Source organism: Pseudomonas sp. FW305-28 (assembly GCF_017351395.1).
Classification (GTDB): Bacteria; Pseudomonadota; Gammaproteobacteria; order Pseudomonadales; family Pseudomonadaceae; genus Aquipseudomonas; species Aquipseudomonas fluorescens_AA.
The window spans coordinates 20,832-41,642 of the sequence record NZ_JACNDD010000053.1; the positions used below are offsets into that span (position 1 = coordinate 20,832).

20 protein-coding genes and 1 pseudogene are annotated in these 20,811 nt (G+C 62.1%); 11 read left to right on the plus strand and 10 right to left on the minus strand.

The annotated features are described in order from the left end of the window. Positions 1-40: 40 nt before the first annotated feature. The 3 genes from alr to dadA all read right to left on the minus strand — a co-directional run bounded on the left by alr (position 41) and on the right by dadA (position 2,838). A complete protein-coding gene (gene alr, locus J4E53_RS14305) occupies positions 41-1,114 on the minus strand; it encodes an alanine racemase (RefSeq protein WP_103309567.1) in 1,074 nt (357 codons plus the stop codon). A gap of 94 nt (positions 1,115-1,208) precedes the next feature. After that, a complete protein-coding gene (locus J4E53_RS14310) occupies positions 1,209-1,562 on the minus strand; it encodes a RidA family protein (RefSeq protein ID WP_060740072.1) in 354 nt (117 codons plus the stop codon). Beyond that, complete coding sequence (gene dadA / locus J4E53_RS14315) at positions 1,534-2,838, minus strand: D-amino acid dehydrogenase (protein WP_060743108.1); 1,305 nt, start codon at positions 2,836-2,838, stop codon at positions 1,534-1,536. The genes J4E53_RS14310 and dadA overlap by 29 nt, the downstream gene beginning before the upstream one ends. A 156-nt stretch (positions 2,839-2,994) precedes the next feature. On the opposite strand from dadA, the gene J4E53_RS14320 reads away from it, so the two are divergent. Further along, a complete protein-coding gene (locus J4E53_RS14320; protein ID WP_003206849.1) occupies positions 2,995-3,483 on the plus strand; it encodes an Lrp/AsnC ligand binding domain-containing protein in 489 nt (162 codons plus the stop codon). Positions 3,484-3,617: 134 nt separating this feature from the next. Here the strand turns inward: J4E53_RS14320 and J4E53_RS14325 are convergent, their stop codons facing one another. Then, positions 3,618-3,971, minus strand: coding sequence for a YkgJ family cysteine cluster protein (locus tag J4E53_RS14325; RefSeq protein WP_018602566.1), 354 nt, complete (start codon positions 3,969-3,971; stop codon positions 3,618-3,620). A 145-nt stretch (positions 3,972-4,116) separates the two neighbouring features. On the opposite strand from J4E53_RS14325, the gene J4E53_RS14330 reads away from it, so the two are divergent. Then, positions 4,117-5,430, plus strand: a complete 1,314-nt coding sequence (locus J4E53_RS14330; RefSeq protein ID WP_103309569.1) for an FAD-binding oxidoreductase — start codon at positions 4,117-4,119, stop codon at positions 5,428-5,430. A gap of 116 nt (positions 5,431-5,546) precedes the next feature. Here the strand turns inward: J4E53_RS14330 and J4E53_RS14335 are convergent, their stop codons facing one another. After that, positions 5,547-5,792 carry a DUF1127 domain-containing protein gene (locus J4E53_RS14335; RefSeq protein WP_060740070.1) on the minus strand — a complete coding sequence of 82 codons (246 nt, stop codon included), beginning with the start codon at positions 5,790-5,792 and terminating at the stop codon, positions 5,547-5,549. Positions 5,793-5,971: 179 nt separating this feature from the next. On the opposite strand from J4E53_RS14335, the gene J4E53_RS14340 reads away from it, so the two are divergent. Both J4E53_RS14340 and J4E53_RS14345 read left to right on the plus strand, forming a co-directional pair. Next, on the plus strand, positions 5,972-7,405 hold the full coding sequence (locus J4E53_RS14340) for a PLP-dependent aminotransferase family protein (protein ID WP_103309571.1): 1,434 nt from the start codon (positions 5,972-5,974) through the stop codon (positions 7,403-7,405). A 61-nt stretch (positions 7,406-7,466) separates the two neighbouring features. After that, on the plus strand, positions 7,467-9,032 hold the full coding sequence (locus tag J4E53_RS14345) for a phospholipase D family protein (RefSeq protein ID WP_103309573.1): 1,566 nt from the start codon (positions 7,467-7,469) through the stop codon (positions 9,030-9,032). A 37-nt stretch (positions 9,033-9,069) separates the two neighbouring features. On the opposite strand, the gene J4E53_RS14350 is transcribed toward J4E53_RS14345, so the two are convergent. Both J4E53_RS14350 and J4E53_RS14355 read right to left on the minus strand, forming a co-directional pair. Beyond that, complete coding sequence (locus J4E53_RS14350; protein ID WP_060740067.1) at positions 9,070-10,212, minus strand: MFS transporter; 1,143 nt, start codon at positions 10,210-10,212, stop codon at positions 9,070-9,072. A gap of 324 nt (positions 10,213-10,536) precedes the next feature. Next, complete coding sequence (locus J4E53_RS14355; protein WP_060740066.1) at positions 10,537-12,030, minus strand: aldehyde dehydrogenase; 1,494 nt, start codon at positions 12,028-12,030, stop codon at positions 10,537-10,539. Between the two features lie 234 nt (positions 12,031-12,264). Between J4E53_RS14355 and J4E53_RS14360 the strand changes: the two genes are divergently transcribed. Further along, positions 12,265-12,627 carry a cupin domain-containing protein gene (locus J4E53_RS14360; RefSeq protein ID WP_046064464.1) on the plus strand — a complete coding sequence of 121 codons (363 nt, stop codon included), beginning with the start codon at positions 12,265-12,267 and terminating at the stop codon, positions 12,625-12,627. Between the two features lie 166 nt (positions 12,628-12,793). Then, positions 12,794-13,012, plus strand: coding sequence for a peptidase inhibitor (locus tag J4E53_RS14365; protein WP_103310997.1), 219 nt, complete (start codon positions 12,794-12,796; stop codon positions 13,010-13,012). Positions 13,013-13,100: 88 nt separating this feature from the next. Here J4E53_RS14365 and rpmG read toward each other — a convergent pair whose 3' ends face one another. Further along, positions 13,101-13,256: a 50S ribosomal protein L33 gene (gene rpmG / locus J4E53_RS14370; protein ID WP_003177274.1), complete on the minus strand. Its 156-nt coding sequence runs from the start codon at positions 13,254-13,256 to the stop codon at positions 13,101-13,103. Positions 13,257-13,267: 11 nt separating this feature from the next. Beyond that, positions 13,268-13,501, minus strand: coding sequence for a 50S ribosomal protein L28 (gene rpmB / locus J4E53_RS14375; protein WP_003177273.1), 234 nt, complete (start codon positions 13,499-13,501; stop codon positions 13,268-13,270). Positions 13,502-13,938: 437 nt separating this feature from the next. Between rpmB and J4E53_RS14380 the strand changes: the two genes are divergently transcribed. After that, positions 13,939-15,525 (plus strand): ABC transporter substrate-binding protein, encoded by a 1,587-nt coding sequence (locus tag J4E53_RS14380; RefSeq protein ID WP_103310999.1) that lies wholly within the window; start codon positions 13,939-13,941, stop codon positions 15,523-15,525. A gap of 141 nt (positions 15,526-15,666) precedes the next feature. Here the strand turns inward: J4E53_RS14380 and radC are convergent, their stop codons facing one another. Further along, positions 15,667-16,341, minus strand: a complete 675-nt coding sequence (radC, locus tag J4E53_RS14385; RefSeq protein WP_103311001.1) for a RadC family protein — start codon at positions 16,339-16,341, stop codon at positions 15,667-15,669. Positions 16,342-16,485: 144 nt separating this feature from the next. On the opposite strand from radC, the gene coaBC reads away from it, so the two are divergent. The 4 genes and pseudogenes from coaBC (at position 16,486) to argB (ending at position 20,744) form a co-directional block, all read left to right on the plus strand. Then, the gene (coaBC, locus tag J4E53_RS14390; protein WP_003206865.1) at positions 16,486-17,694 is read left to right on the plus strand and encodes a bifunctional phosphopantothenoylcysteine decarboxylase/phosphopantothenate--cysteine ligase CoaBC; all 1,209 of its coding nucleotides are present in this window, start codon (positions 16,486-16,488) and stop codon (positions 17,692-17,694) included. 5 nt (positions 17,695-17,699) lie between these two features. Beyond that, positions 17,700-18,155 (plus strand): dUTP diphosphatase, encoded by a 456-nt coding sequence (gene dut, locus J4E53_RS14395; protein WP_053126549.1) that lies wholly within the window; start codon positions 17,700-17,702, stop codon positions 18,153-18,155. 252 nt (positions 18,156-18,407) lie between these two features. Next, positions 18,408-19,811, plus strand: a pseudogene (locus J4E53_RS14400) (phosphomannomutase/phosphoglucomutase); the annotation flags it as partial. A gap of 27 nt (positions 19,812-19,838) precedes the next feature. Continuing rightward, positions 19,839-20,744: an acetylglutamate kinase gene (gene argB, locus J4E53_RS14405; RefSeq protein ID WP_025216133.1), complete on the plus strand. Its 906-nt coding sequence runs from the start codon at positions 19,839-19,841 to the stop codon at positions 20,742-20,744. Positions 20,745-20,811: the final 67 nt, after the last annotated feature.

The window sequence follows — 20,811 nt, forward strand, 5'->3', positions numbered from 1 at the left end:
CCTGTGCGGTGAAGCGACTTTCGGTAGGTGGCGCTTCGTCTCAGCCCCCGGAATAGAGCCGTGGCACCCGCCGCAGGTTGCAGAAAATCTGATAAGGAATCGTGTCGGCGGCCTTGGCGACATCACTGGCAAGGATGTTCTTGCCCCACAACTCCACGGTCGAGCCGAGCCCGGCCTGGGGGACATGGGTCAAGTCGACACACAGCATGTCCATCGACACCCGCCCGACCAGCTGGCTGCGCTGCCCATCCACCTGCACCGGCGTGCCGTTCGGCGCCTGGCGCGGGTAGCCGTCGGCATAGCCCATGGCGACCACCCCGACCCGGGTCGGTTGCGTGGTCACGAAGCGAGCACCGTAGCCCACCGGCTCACCGGCGGGCAACTCACGCACGCAGATGATCTTCGATTCCAGGGTCATCACCGGTTGCAGGCGCGAGGCGACAGTGTTGGGTTCGTCGAAGGGGGTCGCGCCGTAGAGCATGATGCCCGGCCGCACCCAGTCGCTCGGCATCTGCGGCCAGCCCAGCACCGCTGGGGAGTTGCGCAGGCTGATCTCTGCCGCCAACCCCTGACGGGCCGCCTCGAACACGACCAGTTGCTCGGTGCTGCTGGGATCGTGCAGTTCATCGGCACGGGCGAAGTGGCTCATCAGGACAATCTTCGCCACTTTGCCGCTGGCCAGCAGGCGACGGTAGGCCGCCTGGTAATCCGCCGGATGCAGGCCGACCCGGTGCATGCCGGAATCGAGCTTGAGCCAGACCGTGATCGGCTGGCTCAGCGCGGCTTTTTCAATCGCTTCGAGTTGCCACAACGAATGCACCACGCACCAGAAATCATGCTCGACGATCAACGGCAGCTCATCGGCTTCGAAAAACCCCTCCAACAGCAGGATCGGCCCACGGATCCCACCGGCCCGCAGCTCCAGGGCTTCTTCGATGCAGGCCACGGCGAACCCGTCCGCCGTGGCCTGCAGCGCCTCGGCGCACCGCACCGCACCGTGCCCGTAGGCGTCGGCCTTGATCACCGCAAGGGCCTTGGCCCCCGTGACTTCGCGGGCCAATTGGTAGTTGTGACGCAGGGCTTGGAGATCGATCAGGGCACGGGCAGGACGCATGGCGGCAGGCTTCTAGGCGGTCATGAATAAAAAACCGGCGCAGGTTGGCAGGGTGAACCACCCAGCGCCGGAAGAGGGATCGTTTAGGCAGGTATTAAGGCAGCGCAGCCACGACGGACAGCTCCACCAGGATCTGCGGTTCACACAGCTTGGCCTCCACCGTGGCCCGGGCCGGGGCGACGCCTTTGGGCAACCACTTATCCCAGACCGCGTTCATGCCTGCGAAGTGAGCCTCGATGTCCTTCAGGTAGATCGTCACCGATAACAGCCGCGTCTTGTCGGTCCCGGACAACTCCAGCAAACGCTCGATATTGGCCAGGCATTCGCGGGTCTGCTGTTCAATACCGGCGTTCATGTCGTCGCCGACCTGCCCGGCCAGGTAAACGGTGCCGTTGTGCACGACAACCTGGCTCATGCGGTCATTGGTGAGCTGGCGCTGGATTGACATGTTTTGCAGACTCCTGGGTTTTGCTGCCATAACGGGAAATATCGAGGCCTTCGGCGCTGATCTGCGGCTTTTTCTTCGCCATCAGGTCGGCCAACAGGCGACCGGAACCACAGGCCATGGTCCATCCGAGGGTACCGTGGCCGGTGTTCAGGAACAGATTCTTGAAGGGCGTGGCACCGACGATGGGCGTGCCATCCGGGGTGGTCGGACGCAAGCCGGTCCAGAAACTGGCCTCGGCCAGATCGCCGCCCTGAGGATAAAGGTCGTTGACGATCATCTCCAGGGTTTCACGCCGACGCGGGTTCAGGGACAGGTCAAAACCGGCGATTTCCGCCATGCCGCCCACCCGAATGCGATTGTCGAAGCGAGTGATCGCGACCTTGTAGGTTTCGTCGAGAATGGTCGAGGTCGGGGCCATCGCCGGGTTGGTGATCGGCACGGTCAGGGAGTAACCCTTGAGCGGATACACCGGCGCGCGGATCCCGAGGGGCTTGAGCAATTGCGGCGAATAGCTGCCCAGGGCGAGCACATAGCGGTCGGCGGTTTCCAGCTTGCCGTCGATCCAGACACCGTTGATGCGGTCGCCAGCGAAGTCCAGGCGCTGGATATCCTGGCCAAAGCGGAATTGCACACCCAGCTTCACCGCCATTTCCGCCAGGCGCGTGGTAAACATCTGGCAGTCGCCGGTCTGGTCGTTAGGCAGGCGCAAGGCACCGGCCAGGATGTCGGTGACATTGGCCAGCGCCGGCTCGACCCGGGCAATGCCTTCGCGGTCGAGCACTTCGAACGGTACGCCGGACTCCTTCAGCACGGCGATGTCTTTTGCCGCGCCATCGAGCTGGGCCTGGGTGCGGAACAACTGTGTAGTCCCCAGGCTACGGCCCTCGTAGGCAATGCCGGTTTCGGCGCGCAGCTCGTCGAGGCAATCACGGCTGTACTCGGACAGGCGCACCATGCGTTCCTTGTTGATGGCATAGCGGCTGGCGGTGCAGTTGCGCAGCATCTGCGCCATCCACAGGTATTGATCGATGTCGGCCGTGGCCTTGATCGCCAGTGGCGCATGCCGTTGCAGCAGCCACTTGATGGCCTTGAGCGGCACGCCCGGCGCGGCCCATGGCGAGGCATAACCCGGCGACACTTGGCCGGCGTTGGCGAAACTGGTTTCCATGGCAGGTGCTGGCTGACGGTCGACCACCACCACTTCAAACCCGGCACGAGCCAGATAATAAGCACTGACGGTACCGATGACGCCGCTACCCAAGACCAGAACGCGCATGTTGATGCCCTCATCGCGGATGAACCGCTGACGTTTGTTGTACAAAGCTTTGATGGGCGCAGTGTAAAAAAGATCAGCCAGTGCTTTTCACTATATAAACACCTATATTTGGCGAGAATTCTCGGCAAAACCCCTTTTCATGGAGGCGCATCACCTGTGCGTACCAACACCCAGACCAAACGCGAGCTGGACAAGATCGACCGCAACATCCTGCGCATTCTCCAGGCGGACGGGCGGATCTCCTTCACCGAGCTGGGGGAAAAGGTCGGCCTGTCCACCACGCCCTGTACCGAGCGGGTTCGGCGCCTGGAGCGCGAGGGCATCATCATGGGCTACAACGCCCGGCTCAATCCGCAGCACTTGAAGGGCAGCCTGCTGGTATTTGTCGAGATCAGCCTCGACTACAAATCCGGCGACACCTTCGAAGAGTTCCGACGCGCCGTGCTGAAACTGCCTCACGTGCTGGAATGTCACCTGGTGTCAGGGGATTTCGACTACCTGGTGAAAGCACGGATTTCCGAGATGGCTTCGTACCGCAAGCTGCTGGGGGACATCCTGCTCAAGCTGCCCCACGTGCGCGAATCCAAGAGTTACATCGTGATGGAAGAAGTGAAGGAAAGCTTGAACCTGCCGATTCCGGATTGAGCCTGGCTCCGGACCGCTTTCGCGAGCAGGCTCACTCCCAAACAGGTGAGGGGTGAGCACGTTCTTGCGAACGAACCGAGATCCATTGTGGGAGCGAGCTTGCTCGCGAAGTCGGCGACTCGGTCTCCTGGCGACTAGACCAACACCTGCCGGGTGCTGGCCATGTACTCATGAATCTGCTTCTCGACCCGTGGATGAATCAGTTCCACTGGCCGCCGGCCATTGGGACACGGCAAGGTCGCCGTGGTGCCGAACAGCCGGCAGATCAGCGGTCGCTCGTCGTAGACGGTGCAACCGTTGGGCCCCAGGTGCACGCAGTCCAAGGCGTCCATGGCCGCGTCCTGTTCGGCGCGAGTCTTGCGGGGCAAGCGGGCCATTTCCTCGGGCGAGGTGGTGACCGGACCGCAGCAGTCATGGCAACCCGGTACGCACTCGAACGAGGGAATCTGCTGGCGTAGCGTGCGGATCTTCTGACTGTTGCAGCTCATCGAGGCGTTTACCGAGAGGGACAAACCGGGATTCTGCCTTAAAGGCCGCGTGCCAGACAGCGCAAACCGACCGGTGTTGCCCAGGAAGGAAGCCCCGGCTTATGCTCCGTAAAATTTCTCAAACACAACAATCAGGATTACGCACATGAACGCCCGTGTTCAGCAACCGGTCCCGAACCACGCGCACGCCGCCTCTTACTACGCCGCCAGCAGCCTGCCGCAACCGGACCATCCGCTGCTGCAGGGTGAGTTGCGGGCGGATGTCTGCGTCGTCGGCGGCGGGTTCTCCGGGTTGAACACGGCGATCGAACTGGCCGAACGCGGCATGAGCGTGGTGCTGCTGGAAGCGCACCGGATCGGCTGGGGGGCCAGCGGGCGCAACGGCGGCCAATTGATCCGTGGCGTCGGTCATGGCCTCGACCAGTTCGCGCCGATCATCGGCACCGACGGCGTGCGCCAGATGAAACTCATGGGCCTCGAGGCCGTGGAAATCGTCCGACAGCGCGTCGAGCGTTTTCAAATCCCCTGTGACCTTACCTGGGGCTACTGCGACCTCGCCAACAAACCCAGCGACCTGGAAGGCTTCGCCGAAGACGCCGAAGAATTGCGCAGCCTGGGTTATCGCCACCCGACCCGACTGCTGCAAGCCGACGAAATGCACAGCGTCGTGGGTTCGGATCGCTACGTCGGCGGACTGATCGACATGGGTTCGGGCCATTTGCATCCGTTGAACCTGGCCCTGGGCGAAGCCGCCGCGGCGCAGCAATTGGGGGTCCGACTGTTCGAACAATCGGCGGTCACGCGCATCGACTACGGCCCTGAGGTGAACGTGCACACCCAACAGGGCTCGGTCCGTGCCAAGACGCTGGTGCTGGGCTGCAATGCCTACCTCAATGGACTCAATCCGCAACTCGGCGGCAAAGTCCTGCCGGCCGGCAGCTACATCATCGCCACCGAGCCCTTGAGCCAGGCCCAGGCACAGGCGCTGTTGCCACAGAACATGGCCGTCTGTGATCAACGGGTAGCGCTGGATTACTACCGGCTTTCGGCGGATCGCCGCTTGTTGTTCGGCGGGGCTTGTCACTATTCCGGCCGCGACCCGCAGGACATTGGCGCCTATATGCGTCCGAAAATGCTCAAGGTGTTCCCGCAATTGGCGGATGTGAAAATCGATTATCAATGGGGCGGGATGATCGGCATTGGTGCCAACCGTTTGCCGCAGATCGGCCGGCTGAAGGACCAGCCCAATGTGTATTACGCCCAGGCCTATTCCGGCCATGGGGTGAATGCCACGCACCTGGCCGGCAAACTGTTGGCCGAAGCCATCAGCGGGCAGCACAGCAGCGGTTTCGACCTGTTCGCCCAGGTCCCGCACATGACCTTCCCGGGGGGCAAGCACTTGCGCTCACCGCTGTTGGCGCTGGGGATGTTGTGGCATCGGTTGAAAGAGTTGGTTTAGTCCTGGATCCGTGGCGAGGGAGCTTGCTCCCGCTCGGTTGCGCAGCAACCGCAAAAAGACGGTCTGCTACGCAGCCCAGCGGGAGCAAGCTCCCTCGCCACCGGGTTCCTATTGCTTCAAAGCCGCCAGAACGGCCTGAGCCCCTCCTCCAACGCCTGCTCCCGACTCAGCCCGACGTCACGCAACTGTTCGGGTGTAAGTTCCAACAAGGCCCTGCGTGTATGCAGACGATGCCAGAACAGGGCCCAGCGGCTCAGGCCGGACGGCGAATTGCGCAATGTCGCGCTGCGCAGCCCCTTCTCCTGCCCTGCCGCCAGTTCCTGACTGTGTAACGTCAGCCGCACATCGCTCAAGCCGTTCATTTTGATCGCTCCTGTTTACTTGGGTAGCCAGAGGTTTCATGATGCGCGAACGGCTAAAAGCAATACAGATTCAACCTATTCCTTTTATAAGCATACAGATTCGGTATTTCCGCCACTGAATTGTCATTTTCCAATCCAACTGTATCGGTCGCAGTTGTCCATCTCATCGGGAGCGCACCATGACCCTCTATGTGAACCTCGCCGAACTGCTCGGCACCCGCATCGAACAGGGCTTCTACCGCCCCGGCGACCGGCTGCCGTCGGTGCGGGCATTGAGCACCGAACATGGGGTCAGCTTGAGTACGGTGCAGCAGGCCTATCGGGTGCTGGAGGACAGTGGGCTGGCGATGCCGAGACCCAAGTCCGGTTACTTCGTACCCGTGGGCCGCGAATTGCCAGACCTGCCGGTAGTAGGCCGTCCGGCCCAGCGCCCCGTGGATATTTCCCAGTGGGACCAGGTGCTGGAGCTGATACGCGCCGTACCGCGCCCGGATGTGGTGCAACTGGGACGCGGCATGCCGGACATCAACTCGCCGACCATGAAACCGCTGCTGCGCAGCCTGGCGCAGATCAGCCGCCGGCAAGACATGCCCGGCCTGTATTACGACAACATCTACGGCAACCTCGAGTTGCGTGAACAGATCGCCCGACTGTCGTTGGACTCCGGCTGCCAACTGGGCCCCAACGACCTGATCGTCACCACCGGCTGTCATGAAGCCCTGTCGGTCAGCATCCGCGCCACCTGCGAACAAGGCGATATCGTCGCCGTGGACTCACCCAGCTTTCACGGGGCCATGCAAACCCTCAAGGGCCTGGGCATGAAGGCCTTGGAAATCCCCACCGACCCGCTCACCGGCATCAGCCTGGATGCACTGGAGCTGGCCCTGGAGCAATGGCCCATCAAGGCCATACAGTTGACCCCCAGCTGCAATAATCCGCTGGGCTACATCATGCCCGACGCCAATAAACGCGCGCTGCTGAACCTGGCACAGCGCTTCGACGTGGCGATCATCGAAGATGATGTGTATGGGGAATTGGCCTACACATACCCCCGTCCACGCACCATCAAGTCCTTCGATGAAGACGGTCGCGTCCTGCTCTGCAGTTCGTTTTCCAAGACCCTGGCGCCTGGCCTGCGCATTGGCTGGGTTGCGCCAGGCCGGTATCTGGAGCGGGTGCTGCACATGAAATACATCAGCACCGGCTCTACCGCGCCACAGCCGCAGATTGCCATTGCCGAGTTTCTCAAGGGCGGGCATTTCGAACCCCATTTGCGGCGGATGCGTACGCAATACCAGCGCAATCGCGACGTGATGATCGACTGGGTCAGCCGCTATTTTCCAGCGGGCACCCGTGCCAGTCGCCCACGGGGCAGTTTCATGCTGTGGATCGAATTGCCCGACGGCTTCGACACGCTGAAGCTCAATCGGGTGCTGCTGGACCAAGGCGTGCAGGTGGCCGTCGGCAGTATTTTTTCGGCATCGGGCAAGTACCGCAACTGCTTGCGGATGAACTACGCTGCCAAGCCAACGGCCCAGATCGAAGAGGCCGTGCGCAAGGTCGGAGCCGCCGCTATCGCGCTGTTGAACGAAACCCAGCGCGACGTCGTCTGAACTTTATCCAGGGAAGCAGCACCCAATAGCCGATCAACGTGAACAAGCGGAACGATCCTACGTGAGATCCAGACCGATCCTGCCTGCGCTACTGTTAGTCGGCTCACTGCTGAGCGGCTGCGCCGGTCTTGATATCACCCGCGAGCCGTCCCAGGCCCTGCCGGCCACCGAATCCTCGTTCGGCCGCTCGGTCCAGGCCCAGGCCGCCGCCCATGAAGGGCGTTCGGGCTTTCGGCTGCTGTCGGACAGCACCGAGGCCTTCACCGCCCGGGCCGAGCTGATTCGCCACGCCCAAGGCAGCCTGGATTTGCAGTACTACATCGTGCATGACGGCATCAGCACGCGAATGCTGGTGGATGAACTGCTCAAGGCCGCCGACCGGGGCGTACGCGTGCGGATCCTGCTGGACGACACCACCAGCGATGGCCAGGATCAGATCATCGCCACCCTCGCCGCCCATCCGCAGATCCAGATCCGCCTGTTCAATCCGCTGCACCTGGGACGCGCCACCGGCGTGACTCGCGGCCTCGGACGCCTGTTCGACCTGTCGTTGCAACACCGCCGGATGCACAACAAGCTGTGGCTGGCGGACAACAGCATGGCCATCGTCGGCGGTCGCAACCTGGGCGATGAGTACTTCGACGCCGAACCCAACCTGAACTTCACCGACATCGACCTGCTCAGTGTCGGTCCGGTGGCCGAACAATTGGGCCATAGCTTCGACCAGTACTGGAACAGCGCCCTGAGCAAACCCATCGAACAGTTCCTGTCCCATCGCCCCACGCCCAAGGACCTGGCCAACAGCCGCCTGCGCCTGCAAGAGTCCCTGGAGCAGACCCACAAGGAAAACCACGCGCTCTACCAGCAGTTGACCGCCTACAAGACCCAACCGCGCCTGGACACCTGGCGCGACCAGTTGATCTGGGCCTGGAACCAGGCGCTGTGGGACGCACCCAGCAAGGTGCTGGCCAAGGACGAACCGGACCCTCAGTTGTTGCTGACCACCCAACTGGCCCCCGAACTGACGGGCGTCAGCAAAGAACTGATCATGATTTCCGCCTACTTCGTCCCCGGCCAGCCAGGCTTGGTGTACCTGACCAGTCGCGCCGATGCCGGCGTGTCGGTGAGCCTGCTGACCAACTCCCTGGAAGCCACCGACGTGCCCGCCGTGCACGGCGGCTATGCACCGTACCGCAAGGCCCTGCTGCAACATGGCGTGCGCCTGTTCGAACTGCGACGACAACCGGGCGACACCGGCGGCAGCCCGCATCTGTTCTACAGCAAATCCTACGGCGAATCGGATTCCAGCCTGCACAGCAAGGCGATCATCTTCGACCAGCAGAAATCCTTCATCGGCTCGTTCAATTTCGACCCGCGCTCAGTGCTGTGGAACACCGAAGTCGGCGTGCTGGTGGACAGCCCGGAACTCGCCGGCCAAGTCCGCGAGCTGGCCTTGCAAGGCATGGCGCCGGCCCTGAGTTACCAGGCCAGGCTGAAAGATGGAAAGCTTGTATGGACCACCGAAGACAACGGCAAGATCCACGACCTGGACCGCGAACCGGGCAGTTGGTGGCGCCGGTTCAATGCCTGGTTCGCCACGACTGTCGGGTTGGAGCGGATGCTTTAGAGGCAGCCCGCTTTTGTGACAAGGGATTTGGGTGTGCTCAGGCCGCTTGGGTTGCCCCGAACGCCCCTTGGCGCAACAGCAGGATCACCAACCCGAACGCCCCGGCCGCCATGAACAACGGCAGCGCATGTCCGCTGACCCATTGGCTGCCCGCTCCCGCCACCAGCGGGCCGACCAGGCAGCCGATCCCCCACAACTGCGCGATATGGGCATTGGCCCGCACCAGCGCATCGTCGCGGTAACGCTCGCCGATCAGGATCAGCGACAAGGTGAACAACCCGCCTGCGCTGGCACCAAACAGCACCCATAGCGGCCAAATCAGCAACGTATCGATCAGTAGGGGTACCGCCAGGCTCGATAACGTCAGCGCCACCGCGCATCCGGTGAACAACGACCGGCGAGACACGCGATCGGCCAGGGCGCCGATGGGCAATTGCAGCAAGGCATCACCGACCACCACGGTGCTGACCATCGCCAGCGCAATGTCGGCCGTGAAACCCTGGCGCAGGCAATACACCGGCAACAACGTGAGGATCATCGCCTCGAACGCAGCGAACAACGAGACCGCCCAGGCAATCGCCGGCAAGCCACGGCAAAACCTCCACAAATCGCCGAACGTAACGTTGCCGGCCTCGCTGCTCGGCGCACCGCTACGGCCCAGCAACAGCAAGGGTGCGACCAACAGCAGGCCGACGCCCACCCAGAACCCGTAGTCATGATCGGTCCCCAGCGCGCCCAGCAGCAACGGGCCGGACAACTGGCTCAGGGCGTAGCTACTGCCGTACAGCGCCACCAACCGTCCACGCCATTTTTCAATGACCAGTTGGTTGATCCAGCTCTCCCCCAGAATGAACACCAAGGTCAGGACCACGCCAATCATCAAGCGCAGCAGCAACCAGACCGGATAGCTGGGCAGCAGCGCCAGCAACCCGATGGACACCGCACCGCCCCACAGGCACAGGCGCATCAACGCCGCCGTGCCGAACCGCGCCGCCAGCCGGCTCGACACCTTGGCCCCGAGCAACACCCCCACCGCCGGCATGGCCGCCATCACACCGATGGCGAACGAGCCATAACCCCAGCCCTCCAGGCGCAGCGACACCAACGGCATGCTCACGCCCAGGGCCAAGCCGACGCTCAGGACAGACGCCAGCACGGCGAAATAGGTTGCCCAACGCATTTCCACGCTCCTGTGGACAGTTATCAATCTCAACCATCACCCAAAACACTGTGGGAGCGAGCTTGCTCGCGATGGCGGCGCAACATTCAACAAGGTCGTCGACTGTCGTACCGCTATCGCGAGCAAGCTCGCTCCCACAGGGGATGTGTGTTGACCGCCAATCTTCCGCTCATCCCCGACCAATGTGGGAGCGAGCCTGCTCGCGATGGCGGCGCAACATTCAACAAGGTCGTCGACTGTCGTACCGCTATCGCGAGCAAGCTCGCTCCCACAGAGGGAATCAGCGCTGCATGAGACCCCGGACAAGATCCGGGGCCGTCACTGTCAGAGCTTGATCCAGGTCGACTTCAGTTCGGTGTATTTGTCGAATGCATGCAGCGACTTGTCGCGACCGTTGCCCGACTGCTTGAAACCACCGAACGGTGCGGTCATGTCGCCGCCGTCGTACTGGTTGACCCATACGCTGCCGGCACGCAGGGCCTTGGCGGTCAGGTGAGCCTTGGAGATATCCTTGGTCCATACCGCTGCGGCCAGGCCATATGGCGTGTCGTTGGCGATCTCGATGGCCTGCTCGGCGGTGTCGAAGGCGATGACCGACAACACCGGGCCGAAAATCTCTTCCTGGGCAATTTTCATGGCGTTGCTCACACCGTCGAAAATCGTCGGCTCGACGTAAGTGCCGCCGGTTTCCTCAAGGATGCGCTTACCACCGGCCACCAGTTTGGCGCCGTCGCTATGGCCCGCCTCGATGTAGGACAGCACGGTGTTCATCTGCTGGGTATCGACCAGGGCACCGACGTTGGTGGCCGGGTCCAGGGGATTGCCCGGCTTCCAACCCTTGAGGGCTTCGATCACCAGCGGCAGGAACGTGTCCTTGATGGAGCGCTCCACCAACAGTCGCGAGCCAGCGGTGCAGACTTCGCCCTGGTTGAAGGCGATGGCGCTGGCAGCGGATTCGGCGGCGGCCTGCAGGTCCGGGGCATCGGCGAACACGATGTTCGGGCTCTTGCCGCCGGCTTCCAGCCAGATGCGCTTCATGTTGGATTCGCCGGAATAGATCATCAGTTGCTTGGCGATCTTGGTCGAGCCAGTGAACACCAGCGTATCGACGTCCATATGCAGGGCCAGGGCCTTGCCGACGGTGTGGCCGTAGCCTGGCAACACGTTCAGCACGCCTTTCGGAATGCCGGCCTCGATCGCCAGCGCAGCGATACGGATGGCGGTCAGCGGGGATTTTTCCGACGGCTTGAGCACCACCGAGTTACCGGTGGACAGCGCCGGGCCGAGCTTCCAGCAGGCCATCATCAATGGGAAGTTCCAGGGCACGATAGCCCCCACGACACCCACCGGCTCACGGGTCACCAGGCCCAGTTGATCGTGCGGGGTGGCCGCCACTTCGTCGTAGAGCTTGTCGATGGCTTCACCGCTCCAGCTCAAGGCCTGGGCCGCGCCGGGCACGTCGATGTTCAGCGAATCGCTGATCGGCTTGCCCATGTCCAGGGTTTCCAGCAGCGCCAGTTCCTCGGCATGCTGCTTGAGCAAGCCGGCGAAACGGATCATGGTGGTTTTGCGCTTGCTTGGCGCCAGGCGCGACCAGACGCCGGAGTTGAAGGTGGCGCGGGCATTTTCGACAGCACGCTGGGCGTCGGCCACGTCGCAGCTGGCGATCTTGCCCAACAGGCGGCCATCGACCGGGCTGAGGCAATCGAACGTTTCGCCGGACACCGCATCGGTGTACTCACCGTTGATGAAGGCGCGGCCTTCGATCTTCAGGTCGCGGGCGCGTTGTTCCCAATCGGTACGAGTCAGGGTGGTCATGCGTGTGTCCTCCTCTTATTGAGTACGAACGCCGCGCAATGCGCAGCGCTCAAAAGAATTCTGCCCGGCCAGCCTGTTTTCGGCGCTGTTTTCGGCATAGGGCACCCGCCACCCTAAACCAGCGGCCGGTCATGTTTCAATATATTTGACACAACGGTGGCAAACGACCTTGCGATGTTCGTTTTAATAAACATAGACTCGAGGCCTTCCAAGCGATCACTGGGGATCACCCGCATGAGCATTCAGGACATCGTCGACTTCAGCCAGGCCAATACCACCGCCGAACGTTATCGCCCGGACCCGGCCAAGGTGTTCAAGGGCGATCCCGAGCAAACCGTGTTCAACCACTACAGCAGCCCTTGTGGGCAAATGAACGCTGGCGTATGGGAAGGCGCCGTCGGCCAGTGGACGGTCAATTACACCGAACATGAATACTGCGAGATCGTCCAGGGCGTCTCCGTGCTGCGGGACAACGATGGCAACGCCAAGACCCTGCGGGCCGGCGACCGCTTCGTGATCCCGGCCGGGTTCAAGGGCACCTGGGAAGTGCTCGAGCCTTGCCGCAAGATCTACGTGGTGTTCGAGCAGAAGGCCTGAGCCCGACTGAAAAAGCAGCTGACACTCTAGCGCTGGTCAATCACCCGCGAAGCAGATGAGACTGTTCGCGGGCGTCACACATTTTATCGTCGCGACGGCTACGCACAGGACGTGCGGCCAACCCGACGAGTGAGCGCCCTGACCTATCATTTGCAAGGAGGCAAACATGCCCGTCTTACCCGATCAATGCGACCTGGCCATCGCCCGATACACCATCGGCCAAAAATGCACCCCCGAGCTGCTTGAAGAGGTTCGCGCCTTGGCCAATGGGGCTCCCGTACGCGCCACGGGGCCGAAGTATCCTTCGAGCTGGGACCTGCGTCCGCGACGCATCAACCTGCACACCGATGCCAACAGGATCATTGTCAGCATCCACTGCGGTTGACCCCTCTCGTTGCTGACCACGAAACCTGAGCAACAAAAAAGGCCCGTATCTCGCGATACGGGCCTTTTTCGTAAGAGGGAAAAATCAATTACTTGATTTTGCCTTCCTTGTAGATCACGTGCTTGCGAACAACCGGATCATATTTCTTGATCTCGATTTTGTCCGGGGTAGTACGCTTGTTCTTGTCGGTAGTGTAGAAGTGACCAGTACCGGCGCTCGAGATCAAACGAATCAATTCACGCATGATTAGCTCCCTTAAACCTTGCCATCGCGACGAAGTTCGGCCAGCACGACACTGATGCCACGCTTGTCGATGATACGCATGCCCTTGGCAGATACGCGCAGACGCACAAAACGTTTCTCTTCTTCAACCCAGAAGCGGTGATGCTGCAGGTTCGGCAGGAAACGACGACGGGTTTTGTTGTTTGCGTGGGAAATGTTATTCCCAGTCACCGGACCCTTACCGGTAACTTGACAGACTCTCGACATGCCTCAGCCCTCTAAAACCACATGCCCAACCCGGCATGGGTTGGCCGCTTAATCTCTCAGTCATTTGGCGCCAGGCGCCGCGTTTCTTTAAGGGTCTTACCGGCTACACCTACAGTGAAGGAACCGGGCCCCTAGAAAAGAGCGCTGCTTTATACCAGAAAGACCACAGCGCAACAACAGCCGATGTGATTTGTCTTCCTGGAGAAACATCGGCTCACCGCCCCGGACGGCTGGGGCAGAGGCTGGCACGGCCCCTGACCGCTCGTCGCTGCACGCAGGTTTTTTTCACGTGCGGCAGGTTCTGGCCACCCATCCCGTCGCCGCAGAGTGCCGGAAAATGCAAAAAGGGGATAGTCATTTGGCAGCGAGCCCACTAGGGTAGGCTTTTTCCAGACTGCACTCGCAGATGGGCCTTCGACTTGCACAGGAAACCGACCATGCGCCTCGCTGCCCTACCGTTGTTGCTCGCCCCTCTGCTGATCACCCCGCAGGCTTGGGCCGCCGCCCTGAGCGTCTGCACCGAAGCCAGCCCGGAAGGGTTCGATGTCGTCCAGTACAACTCCCTGACCACCACCAACGCCTCCGCCGACGTGCTGATGAACCGCCTGGTGGATTTCGATACCGCCAGCGGCAAAGTGGTCCCCAGCCTGGCCGAGCGCTGGGAGATCTCTACCGATGGCCTGACCTACGTGTTCAAGCTGCGGCCACAGGTCAAGTTCCATCACACCGAGTACTTCACGCCGCGCCGCGACCTGACCGCCGAGGACGTGAAGTTCAGCTTCGAGCGCATGCTCGACCCGGCGAACCCGTGGCACAAGGTCGCGCAAAGCGGCTTCCCCCACGCCCAGTCCATGCAATTGCCGGCGCTGATCAAGAAAATCGACGCCCTGGACCCGCTGACCGTGCGTTTCACCCTCGATCACGCCGATTCGACCTTCCTGGCAACGTTGAGCATGGGCTTTGCCTCCATCTATTCGGCCGAATACGCCGATCAACTGATGCAGGCCGGCACGCCGGAAAAACTCAACAACCAGCCGGTCGGCACCGGCCCGTTCATCTTCAGCCGGTTCCAGAAGGACGCCTCGATCCGCTACAAGGCCAACGACGCCTATTTCGGCGGCAAGCCCAAAGTGGACCCGCTGGTCTTCGCTATCACGCCGGATGCCAATGTGCGCCTGCAGAAACTGCGCCGCAACGAATGCCAGATCGCCTTGTCGCCCAAGCCGCTGGACGTCCAGGCCGCCCGGCAGGAACCGACCCTGAGCGTGGCCCAGACCGACGCCTTCATGACCGCGTTCGTGGCGATCAACAGCCAGCATCCGCCACTGGACAAGCCTGAGGTGCGACAAGCCATCAACCTGGCCTTCGACAAGGCCAGCTACCTCAAGACCGTCTTCGAAGGCACCGCCGAAGCCGCCAACGGCCCCTACCCGCCCAACACCTGGAGCTACGCCAAGAGCCTGCCCGGCTATGCCCACGACCCAGCGAAGGCCCGCGACCTGCTGGCCAAGGCCGGTTTGAAGGAAGGCTTCCAGACCACCATCTGGACCCGCCCTTCCGGCAGCCTGCTGAACCCCAACCCCAGCGTTGGCGCCCAGCTGCTGCAATCCGACCTGGCGCAGATCGGCATCCAGGCGGAAATCCGCGTGATCGAATGGGGCGAACTGATCCGCCGCGCCAAGGCCGGCGAACATGACCTGCTGTTCATGGGCTGGGCCGGCGACAACGGCGACCCGGACAATTTCCTCACACCGCAGTTTTCCTGCGCGGCGCTCAAGTCCGGCACCAACTTCGCCCGCTACTGCAACCCGGACCTGGACAAACTGATCAGCGCCGGCAAGACCACCGGCGAACAAGGCGTGCGTGCCAAGCTCTACGAGCAGGCCCAGGCCCAGATCCAGCAGCAGGCCCTGTGGCTGCCCCTGGCGCACCCCACCGCCTTCGCACTGACCCGCAAGGATGTGCAGGGTTATGCGGTGAGCCCGTTTGGACGGCAGGATTACTCCAAGGTCAGCCTCAAGTAACCACAGTCCCCTCCTGTGGGAGCCTGTGGGAGCGAAGCTTGCTCGCGATAGCGGTTTTACAGCCAACAGAAGTGTTGTATGTGTCGACGTCATCGCGAGCAAGCTTTGCTCCCACAAGGGATTATTCAAGCATGACCCTGGCTACATCCACCCATACTCCGCCATCGACAGCGGCTCCCCATCGCCAACAATGAAGTGGTCGAGCACCCGCACGTCGATCAGTTCCAGGGCCTCTTGGAGCCGCTCGGTGAGCACCCGGTCGGCCTGGCTGGGCTCGGTGTTGCCGGAGGGGTGGTTGTGGCACAGGATCAACGCAGCGGCGTTGTGGGCCAGCGCGCGCTTGACCACCTGCCGGGGATGGACACTGGCGCTGTCGATAGAACCGCGAAACAGCGCCTCGAAGGTCAGCACCTGGTGCTTGGCGTTGAGAAACAGGCAACCGAACACCTCGTGGGGTTCGTGACGCAGCATGGACTTGAGGTATTCACGAACCGCCAACGGGCTTTCCAGCATGGTCTTTTCCCGCGCCCGTTCAGCCAAATGCCGCCGACTCATTTCCTGAGCCGCCTGCAGTTGGGCAAACTTCGCCGGCCCGAGCCCCATGTGGTTACTGAATGTGATCTGATCCGCTTCAAGCAGCGCGCGCAGGCTGCCAAATTGAATCAACAGTTGTCGCGCCAGATCCACCGCGCTTTTGCCGGACACGCCGGTTCGTAAAAAAATCGCCAGCAGCTCGGCGTCCGAAAGACTCCCCGCCCCCAGCGCCAGTAACCTCTCCCGCGGCCGCTCGGCCACAGGCCAATCGCGAATACTCATGGCATCTCCCTGATTGTGGGCGCCGCTGTTCCGTAGCGGTCGCTGTGATATCGTAGCCCATCTTTTTTGCAGGTGATTTGCACCCTGGCAGCTGCTGCCAAGGGGTTCGCCTTGCACTGACCACTGAAATCGAAAGGCAGGCCTATGCAGCGGCTGTATCGGAAACGCATCGTTCTGGGCGTCGGCGGCGGCATTGCCGCCTACAAGAGCGCCGAGCTGGTTCGCCGACTCATCGACCAGGGCGCGGAAGTACGGGTCGTCATGACCCGTGGCGGCAGCGAGTTCATTACCCCACTGACCATGCAAGCCCTGTCGGGGCACCCGGTCCACCTGGACTTGCTCGACCCGGCGGCCGAAGCCGCCATGGGCCATATCGAACTGGCCAAGTGGGCCGACCTGGTGCTGATCGCCCCGGCCACGGCCGACCTGATCGCCCGCCTGGCCCAAGGCATCGCCGACGACCTGTTGACCACCCTGGTGCTCGCCACCGACGCCGTGGTCGCCGTCGCACCCGCCATGAACCAGGCCATGTGGCGCGACCCGGCCACCCAGGCCAACCTGCAACTGCTGGAAAGCCGCGCCCTGAAAGTCTTTGGCCCGGCCTCCGGCAGCCAGGCCTGCGGCGATGTCGGCATGGGGCGCATGCTCGAAGCCACGGACCTGGCCCAGTGCGCCGCCGACTGCTTCCAGCGCCAGGCCCTGACCGGCAAGCACGTGCTGATCACCGCCGGGCCGACCCAGGAAAACATCGACCCGGTGCGCTACATCACCAATCACAGCTCCGGGAAAATGGGCTTCGCCCTGGCCGAAGCCGCCGTGGAAGCCGGCGCCCGGGTGACGCTGATCACCGGCCCCGTGCACCTGCCAACCCCGGACCGGGTCACGCGCATCGACGTGGTCAGTGCCCGGGACATGCTCGCGGCCTGTGAAGCGGCCATCCCCTGCGACCTGTTCATCGCCTCGGCTGCGGTAGCGGACTACCGCCCCGAAGTCGTTGCCCCGCAAAAATTGAAGAAAGACCCTACAAGCGGCGACGGCCTGCTACTACAAATGGTGCGCAACCCGGACATCCTGGCCAGCATCGCCACCCGCCCCGACCGTCCGTTCAGTGTCGGCTTCGCCGCCGAGACCGAACACCTGCTCGATTACGCTGCCCGCAAGCTCAAGGACAAGAACCTCGACTTGATCGTCGCCAACGACGTCGCCAATCCGAGCATCGGCTTCAACAGCGAAGAAAACGCCTGCAGCGTGATCGACCGCCAGTTGCACGCCACGCTTTTCGCCCAGACCAGCAAGAGCAAGATTGCCCGCCAGCTGATCACTTTTATCGCCGAACGTCTGAACCAGGTTTAATTTTCATGCACGCCTTACAAGCCAAGATTCTCGATCCACGCATCGGTAGCGAATTCCCGCTGCCGCAATACGCCACACCGGGCTCCGCCGGCCTCGACCTGCGGGCGATGCTCAAGCAGGACACGATCCTGGAACCAGGCCAGACCCTGCTGATTCCTACCGGCCTGTCGGTGTACATCGGCGACCCGGGCCTGGCCGCGCTGATCCTGCCGCGCTCGGGCCTGGGCCACAAGCACGGCATCGTGCTGGGCAACCTGGTGGGCCTGATCGATTCCGACTACCAGGGCGAACTGATGGTGTCGTGCTGGAACCGCGGCCAAACGGCTTTCAACATTGCCGTGGGCGAGCGCATCGCGCAGTTGGTGCTGGTGCCGGTGGTCCAGGCCCACTTCGAACTGGTCGAGGAATTCGACGAGAGCCAGCGCGGCGCCGGTGGTTTCGGGCACTCCGGCAGCCATTGACCGTGCAGTTCCGGGCCGGGCGTCCTGCCCGGCCCGTTTGTTAAGCTTCTGTTTCAGGACAAAAAATGCGCAATGGCTTTCTGCTAGGTTTCCCATCCGGAATCAATGTATTAGGCGAGCGAGGCCGAGGTAACGCTGTCTCATGGCAATTTCCCACCACGAACTCTCTGTCAAAAACGCCGTCATACCCTTCAGCTTGAGCCTGCCGACGCCCAGCGTCGGCCTGTCCAGTCACTTTCCTGATAGAGCGCCCCGCCCATGAACACCCCAGCCGCAATCGCCCCGATCTTCCCTGATAGCATCTTCCGCGCCTACGACATCCGTGGCGTGGTACCGGAAACCCTCACCGCCGAAACCGCCTACTGGATCGGTCGCGCCATTGGCTCCCAGAGCCTGGCCCAGGGTGAACCGAACGTGTGCGTCGGCCGCGACGGCCGCTTGTCGGGCCCCGAGCTGGTCGAACAATTGATCAAAGGCGTTGCCGACAGCGGCTGCCACGTCAGTGACGTGGGCCTGGTGCCCACGCCTGCGCTGTACTACGCCGCCAACGTGCTGGCCGGCAAGTCCGGGGTCATGCTCACCGGCAGCCACAACCCGTCGAACTACAACGGCTTCAAGATCGTCATCGCCGGCGACACCCTCGCCAACGAGCAGATCCAGGCCCTGCACACCCGCCTCAAGACCAACGACCTGAGCAGCGGCCAGGGCAGCGTGACCAAGGTCGACATCCTCGAGCGCTACAACGACGAGATCGTCAAGGACGTGAAGCTCTCCCGACGCCTGAAAGTGGTGGTCGACTGCGGCAACGGCGCGGCCGGCGTGATCGCTCCGCAACTGATCGAAGCCCTGAACTGCGAAGTCATCCCGCTGTTCTGCGACGTGGACGGCAACTTCCCTAACCACCACCCGGACCCGGGCAAACTGGAAAACCTGCAAGACCTGATCGCCAAGGTCAAGGAAACCAACGCCGACCTGGGCCTGGCCTTCGACGGCGACGGCGACCGCGTCGGCGTGGTGACCAATACCGGCAGCGTGGTGTTCCCCGACCGCCTGCTGATGCTGTTCGCTCGCGACGTGGTGGCGCGCAATCCGAACGCCGAAATCATCTTCGACGTTAAGTGCACCCGTCGCCTGGTCCCGCTGATCAAGGAATATGGCGGTCGCCCGCTGATGTGGAAAACCGGTCATTCGTTGATCAAGAAAAAAATGAAACAGAGCGGCGCCCTGCTGGCCGGTGAAATGAGCGGCCACATCTTCTTCAAGGAGCGCTGGTTCGGTTTCGACGACGGTATCTACAGCGCCGCGCGCCTGCTGGAGATCCTCAGCAAGGAAAAATCCACGGCCGAAGAGCTGTTCGCGACCTTCCCGAACGATATTTCTACGCCGGAAATCAATATCCATGTGACCGAAGAGAGCAAATTCAGCATCATTGATGCACTGCACGACGCCCAGTGGGGCGAAGGCGCCGAACTGACCACCATCGACGGTGTACGGGTCGACTACCCACAAGGCTGGGGCCTGGTCCGCGCGTCCAACACCACCCCGGTGCTGGTGCTGCGTTTCGAGGCCGACAACGAGGCCGAACTGCAGCGCATCAAGGACGTGTTCCACACCCAACTCAAACGTGTTGCACCTGATCTCCAACTACCGTTTTGATTTTTTGAAGCACTACCGGAGCCCTGAATGACCCTCGAACGCGAAGCCGCCGCCAACACCGCCAAGGTCCTGTCCGAAGCGTTGCCTTATATCCGACGCTACGTCGGCAAGACCCTGGTGATCAAATACGGCGGCAACGCGATGGAAAGCGAGGAGCTGAAAACCGGCTTCGCCCGCGACATCGTGCTGATGAAGGCCGTGGGCATCAACCCGGTGGTGGTCCACGGCGGCGGCCCGCAAATCGGCGACCTGCTCAAGCGCCTGTCCATCGAGAGCCACTTCATCGACGGCATGCGCGTGACTGACGCACAGACCATGGATGTGGTGGAAATGGTCCTCGGCGGCCAGGTCAACAAGGACATCGTCAACCTGATCAACCGCCATGGCGGCAGCGCCATTGGCCTGACGGGCAAGGACGCCGAGCTGATCCGGGCGAAGAAACTCACCGTCACCCGCCAGACGCCGGAGATGACCCAGCCGGAAATCATCGACATCGGTCATGTGGGCGAAGTGGTCGGCATCAACACCGACCTGCTGAACCTGCTGGTCAAGGGCGACTTTATCCCCGTGATCGCGCCAATCGGCGTGGGCGCCAACGGTGAGTCGTACAACATCAACGCCGACCTGGTGGCGGGCAAGGTTGCCGAGGCACTGAAAGCTGAAAAGCTGATGCTGCTGACCAACATCGCCGGCCTGATGGACAAGACCGGCAAGGTCCTGACCGGGTTGTCGACCCAGCAGGTAGATGACCTGATCGCCGATGGCACCATCTACGGCGGCATGCTGCCGAAGATCCGTTGCGCGCTGGAAGCGGTACAGGGCGGCGTCGGCAGCTCGCTGATCATCGACGGCCGGGTGCCGAATGCGATTCTGCTGGAGATCTTCACCGATACGGGTGTGGGTACGTTGATCAGCAATCGCAAGCGTCCTTAAGCGATACCGGTAAAAAAAGACCCCGCTCAACCAGGTTGAGCGGGGTCTTTTTTTGTCTGGCTACTGT

Bases quoted from the DNA above. Each gene is read 5' to 3' on its own strand.
- argB (WP_025216133.1), top strand. From the start codon at position 19,839: ATGACCCTCGAACGCGAAGCCGCCGCCAACACCGCCAAGGTCCTGTCC.
- rpmB (WP_003177273.1), bottom strand. From the start codon at position 13,501: ATGTCGAGAGTCTGTCAAGTTACCGGTAAGGGTCCGGTGACTGGGAAT.
- J4E53_RS14335 (WP_060740070.1), bottom strand. From the start codon at position 5,792: ATGAACGGCTTGAGCGATGTGCGGCTGACGTTACACAGTCAGGAACTG.
- J4E53_RS14325 (WP_018602566.1), bottom strand. From the start codon at position 3,971: ATGAGCTGCAACAGTCAGAAGATCCGCACGCTACGCCAGCAGATTCCC.
- dut (WP_053126549.1), top strand. From the start codon at position 17,700: ATGCACGCCTTACAAGCCAAGATTCTCGATCCACGCATCGGTAGCGAA.
- J4E53_RS14360 (WP_046064464.1), top strand. From the start codon at position 12,265: ATGAGCATTCAGGACATCGTCGACTTCAGCCAGGCCAATACCACCGCC.
- alr (WP_103309567.1), bottom strand. From the start codon at position 1,114: ATGCGTCCTGCCCGTGCCCTGATCGATCTCCAAGCCCTGCGTCACAAC.
- rpmG (WP_003177274.1), bottom strand. From the start codon at position 13,256: ATGCGTGAATTGATTCGTTTGATCTCGAGCGCCGGTACTGGTCACTTC.
- J4E53_RS14350 (WP_060740067.1), bottom strand. From the start codon at position 10,212: ATGCGTTGGGCAACCTATTTCGCCGTGCTGGCGTCTGTCCTGAGCGTC.
- radC (WP_103311001.1), bottom strand. From the start codon at position 16,341: ATGAGTATTCGCGATTGGCCTGTGGCCGAGCGGCCGCGGGAGAGGTTA.
- J4E53_RS14365 (WP_103310997.1), top strand. From the start codon at position 12,794: ATGCCCGTCTTACCCGATCAATGCGACCTGGCCATCGCCCGATACACC.
- J4E53_RS14355 (WP_060740066.1), bottom strand. From the start codon at position 12,030: ATGACCACCCTGACTCGTACCGATTGGGAACAACGCGCCCGCGACCTG.
- J4E53_RS14380 (WP_103310999.1), top strand. From the start codon at position 13,939: ATGCGCCTCGCTGCCCTACCGTTGTTGCTCGCCCCTCTGCTGATCACC.
- J4E53_RS14330 (WP_103309569.1), top strand. From the start codon at position 4,117: ATGAACGCCCGTGTTCAGCAACCGGTCCCGAACCACGCGCACGCCGCC.
- coaBC (WP_003206865.1), top strand. From the start codon at position 16,486: ATGCAGCGGCTGTATCGGAAACGCATCGTTCTGGGCGTCGGCGGCGGC.
- dadA (WP_060743108.1), bottom strand. From the start codon at position 2,838: ATGCGCGTTCTGGTCTTGGGTAGCGGCGTCATCGGTACCGTCAGTGCT.
- J4E53_RS14310 (WP_060740072.1), bottom strand. From the start codon at position 1,562: ATGTCAATCCAGCGCCAGCTCACCAATGACCGCATGAGCCAGGTTGTC.
- J4E53_RS14340 (WP_103309571.1), top strand. From the start codon at position 5,972: ATGACCCTCTATGTGAACCTCGCCGAACTGCTCGGCACCCGCATCGAA.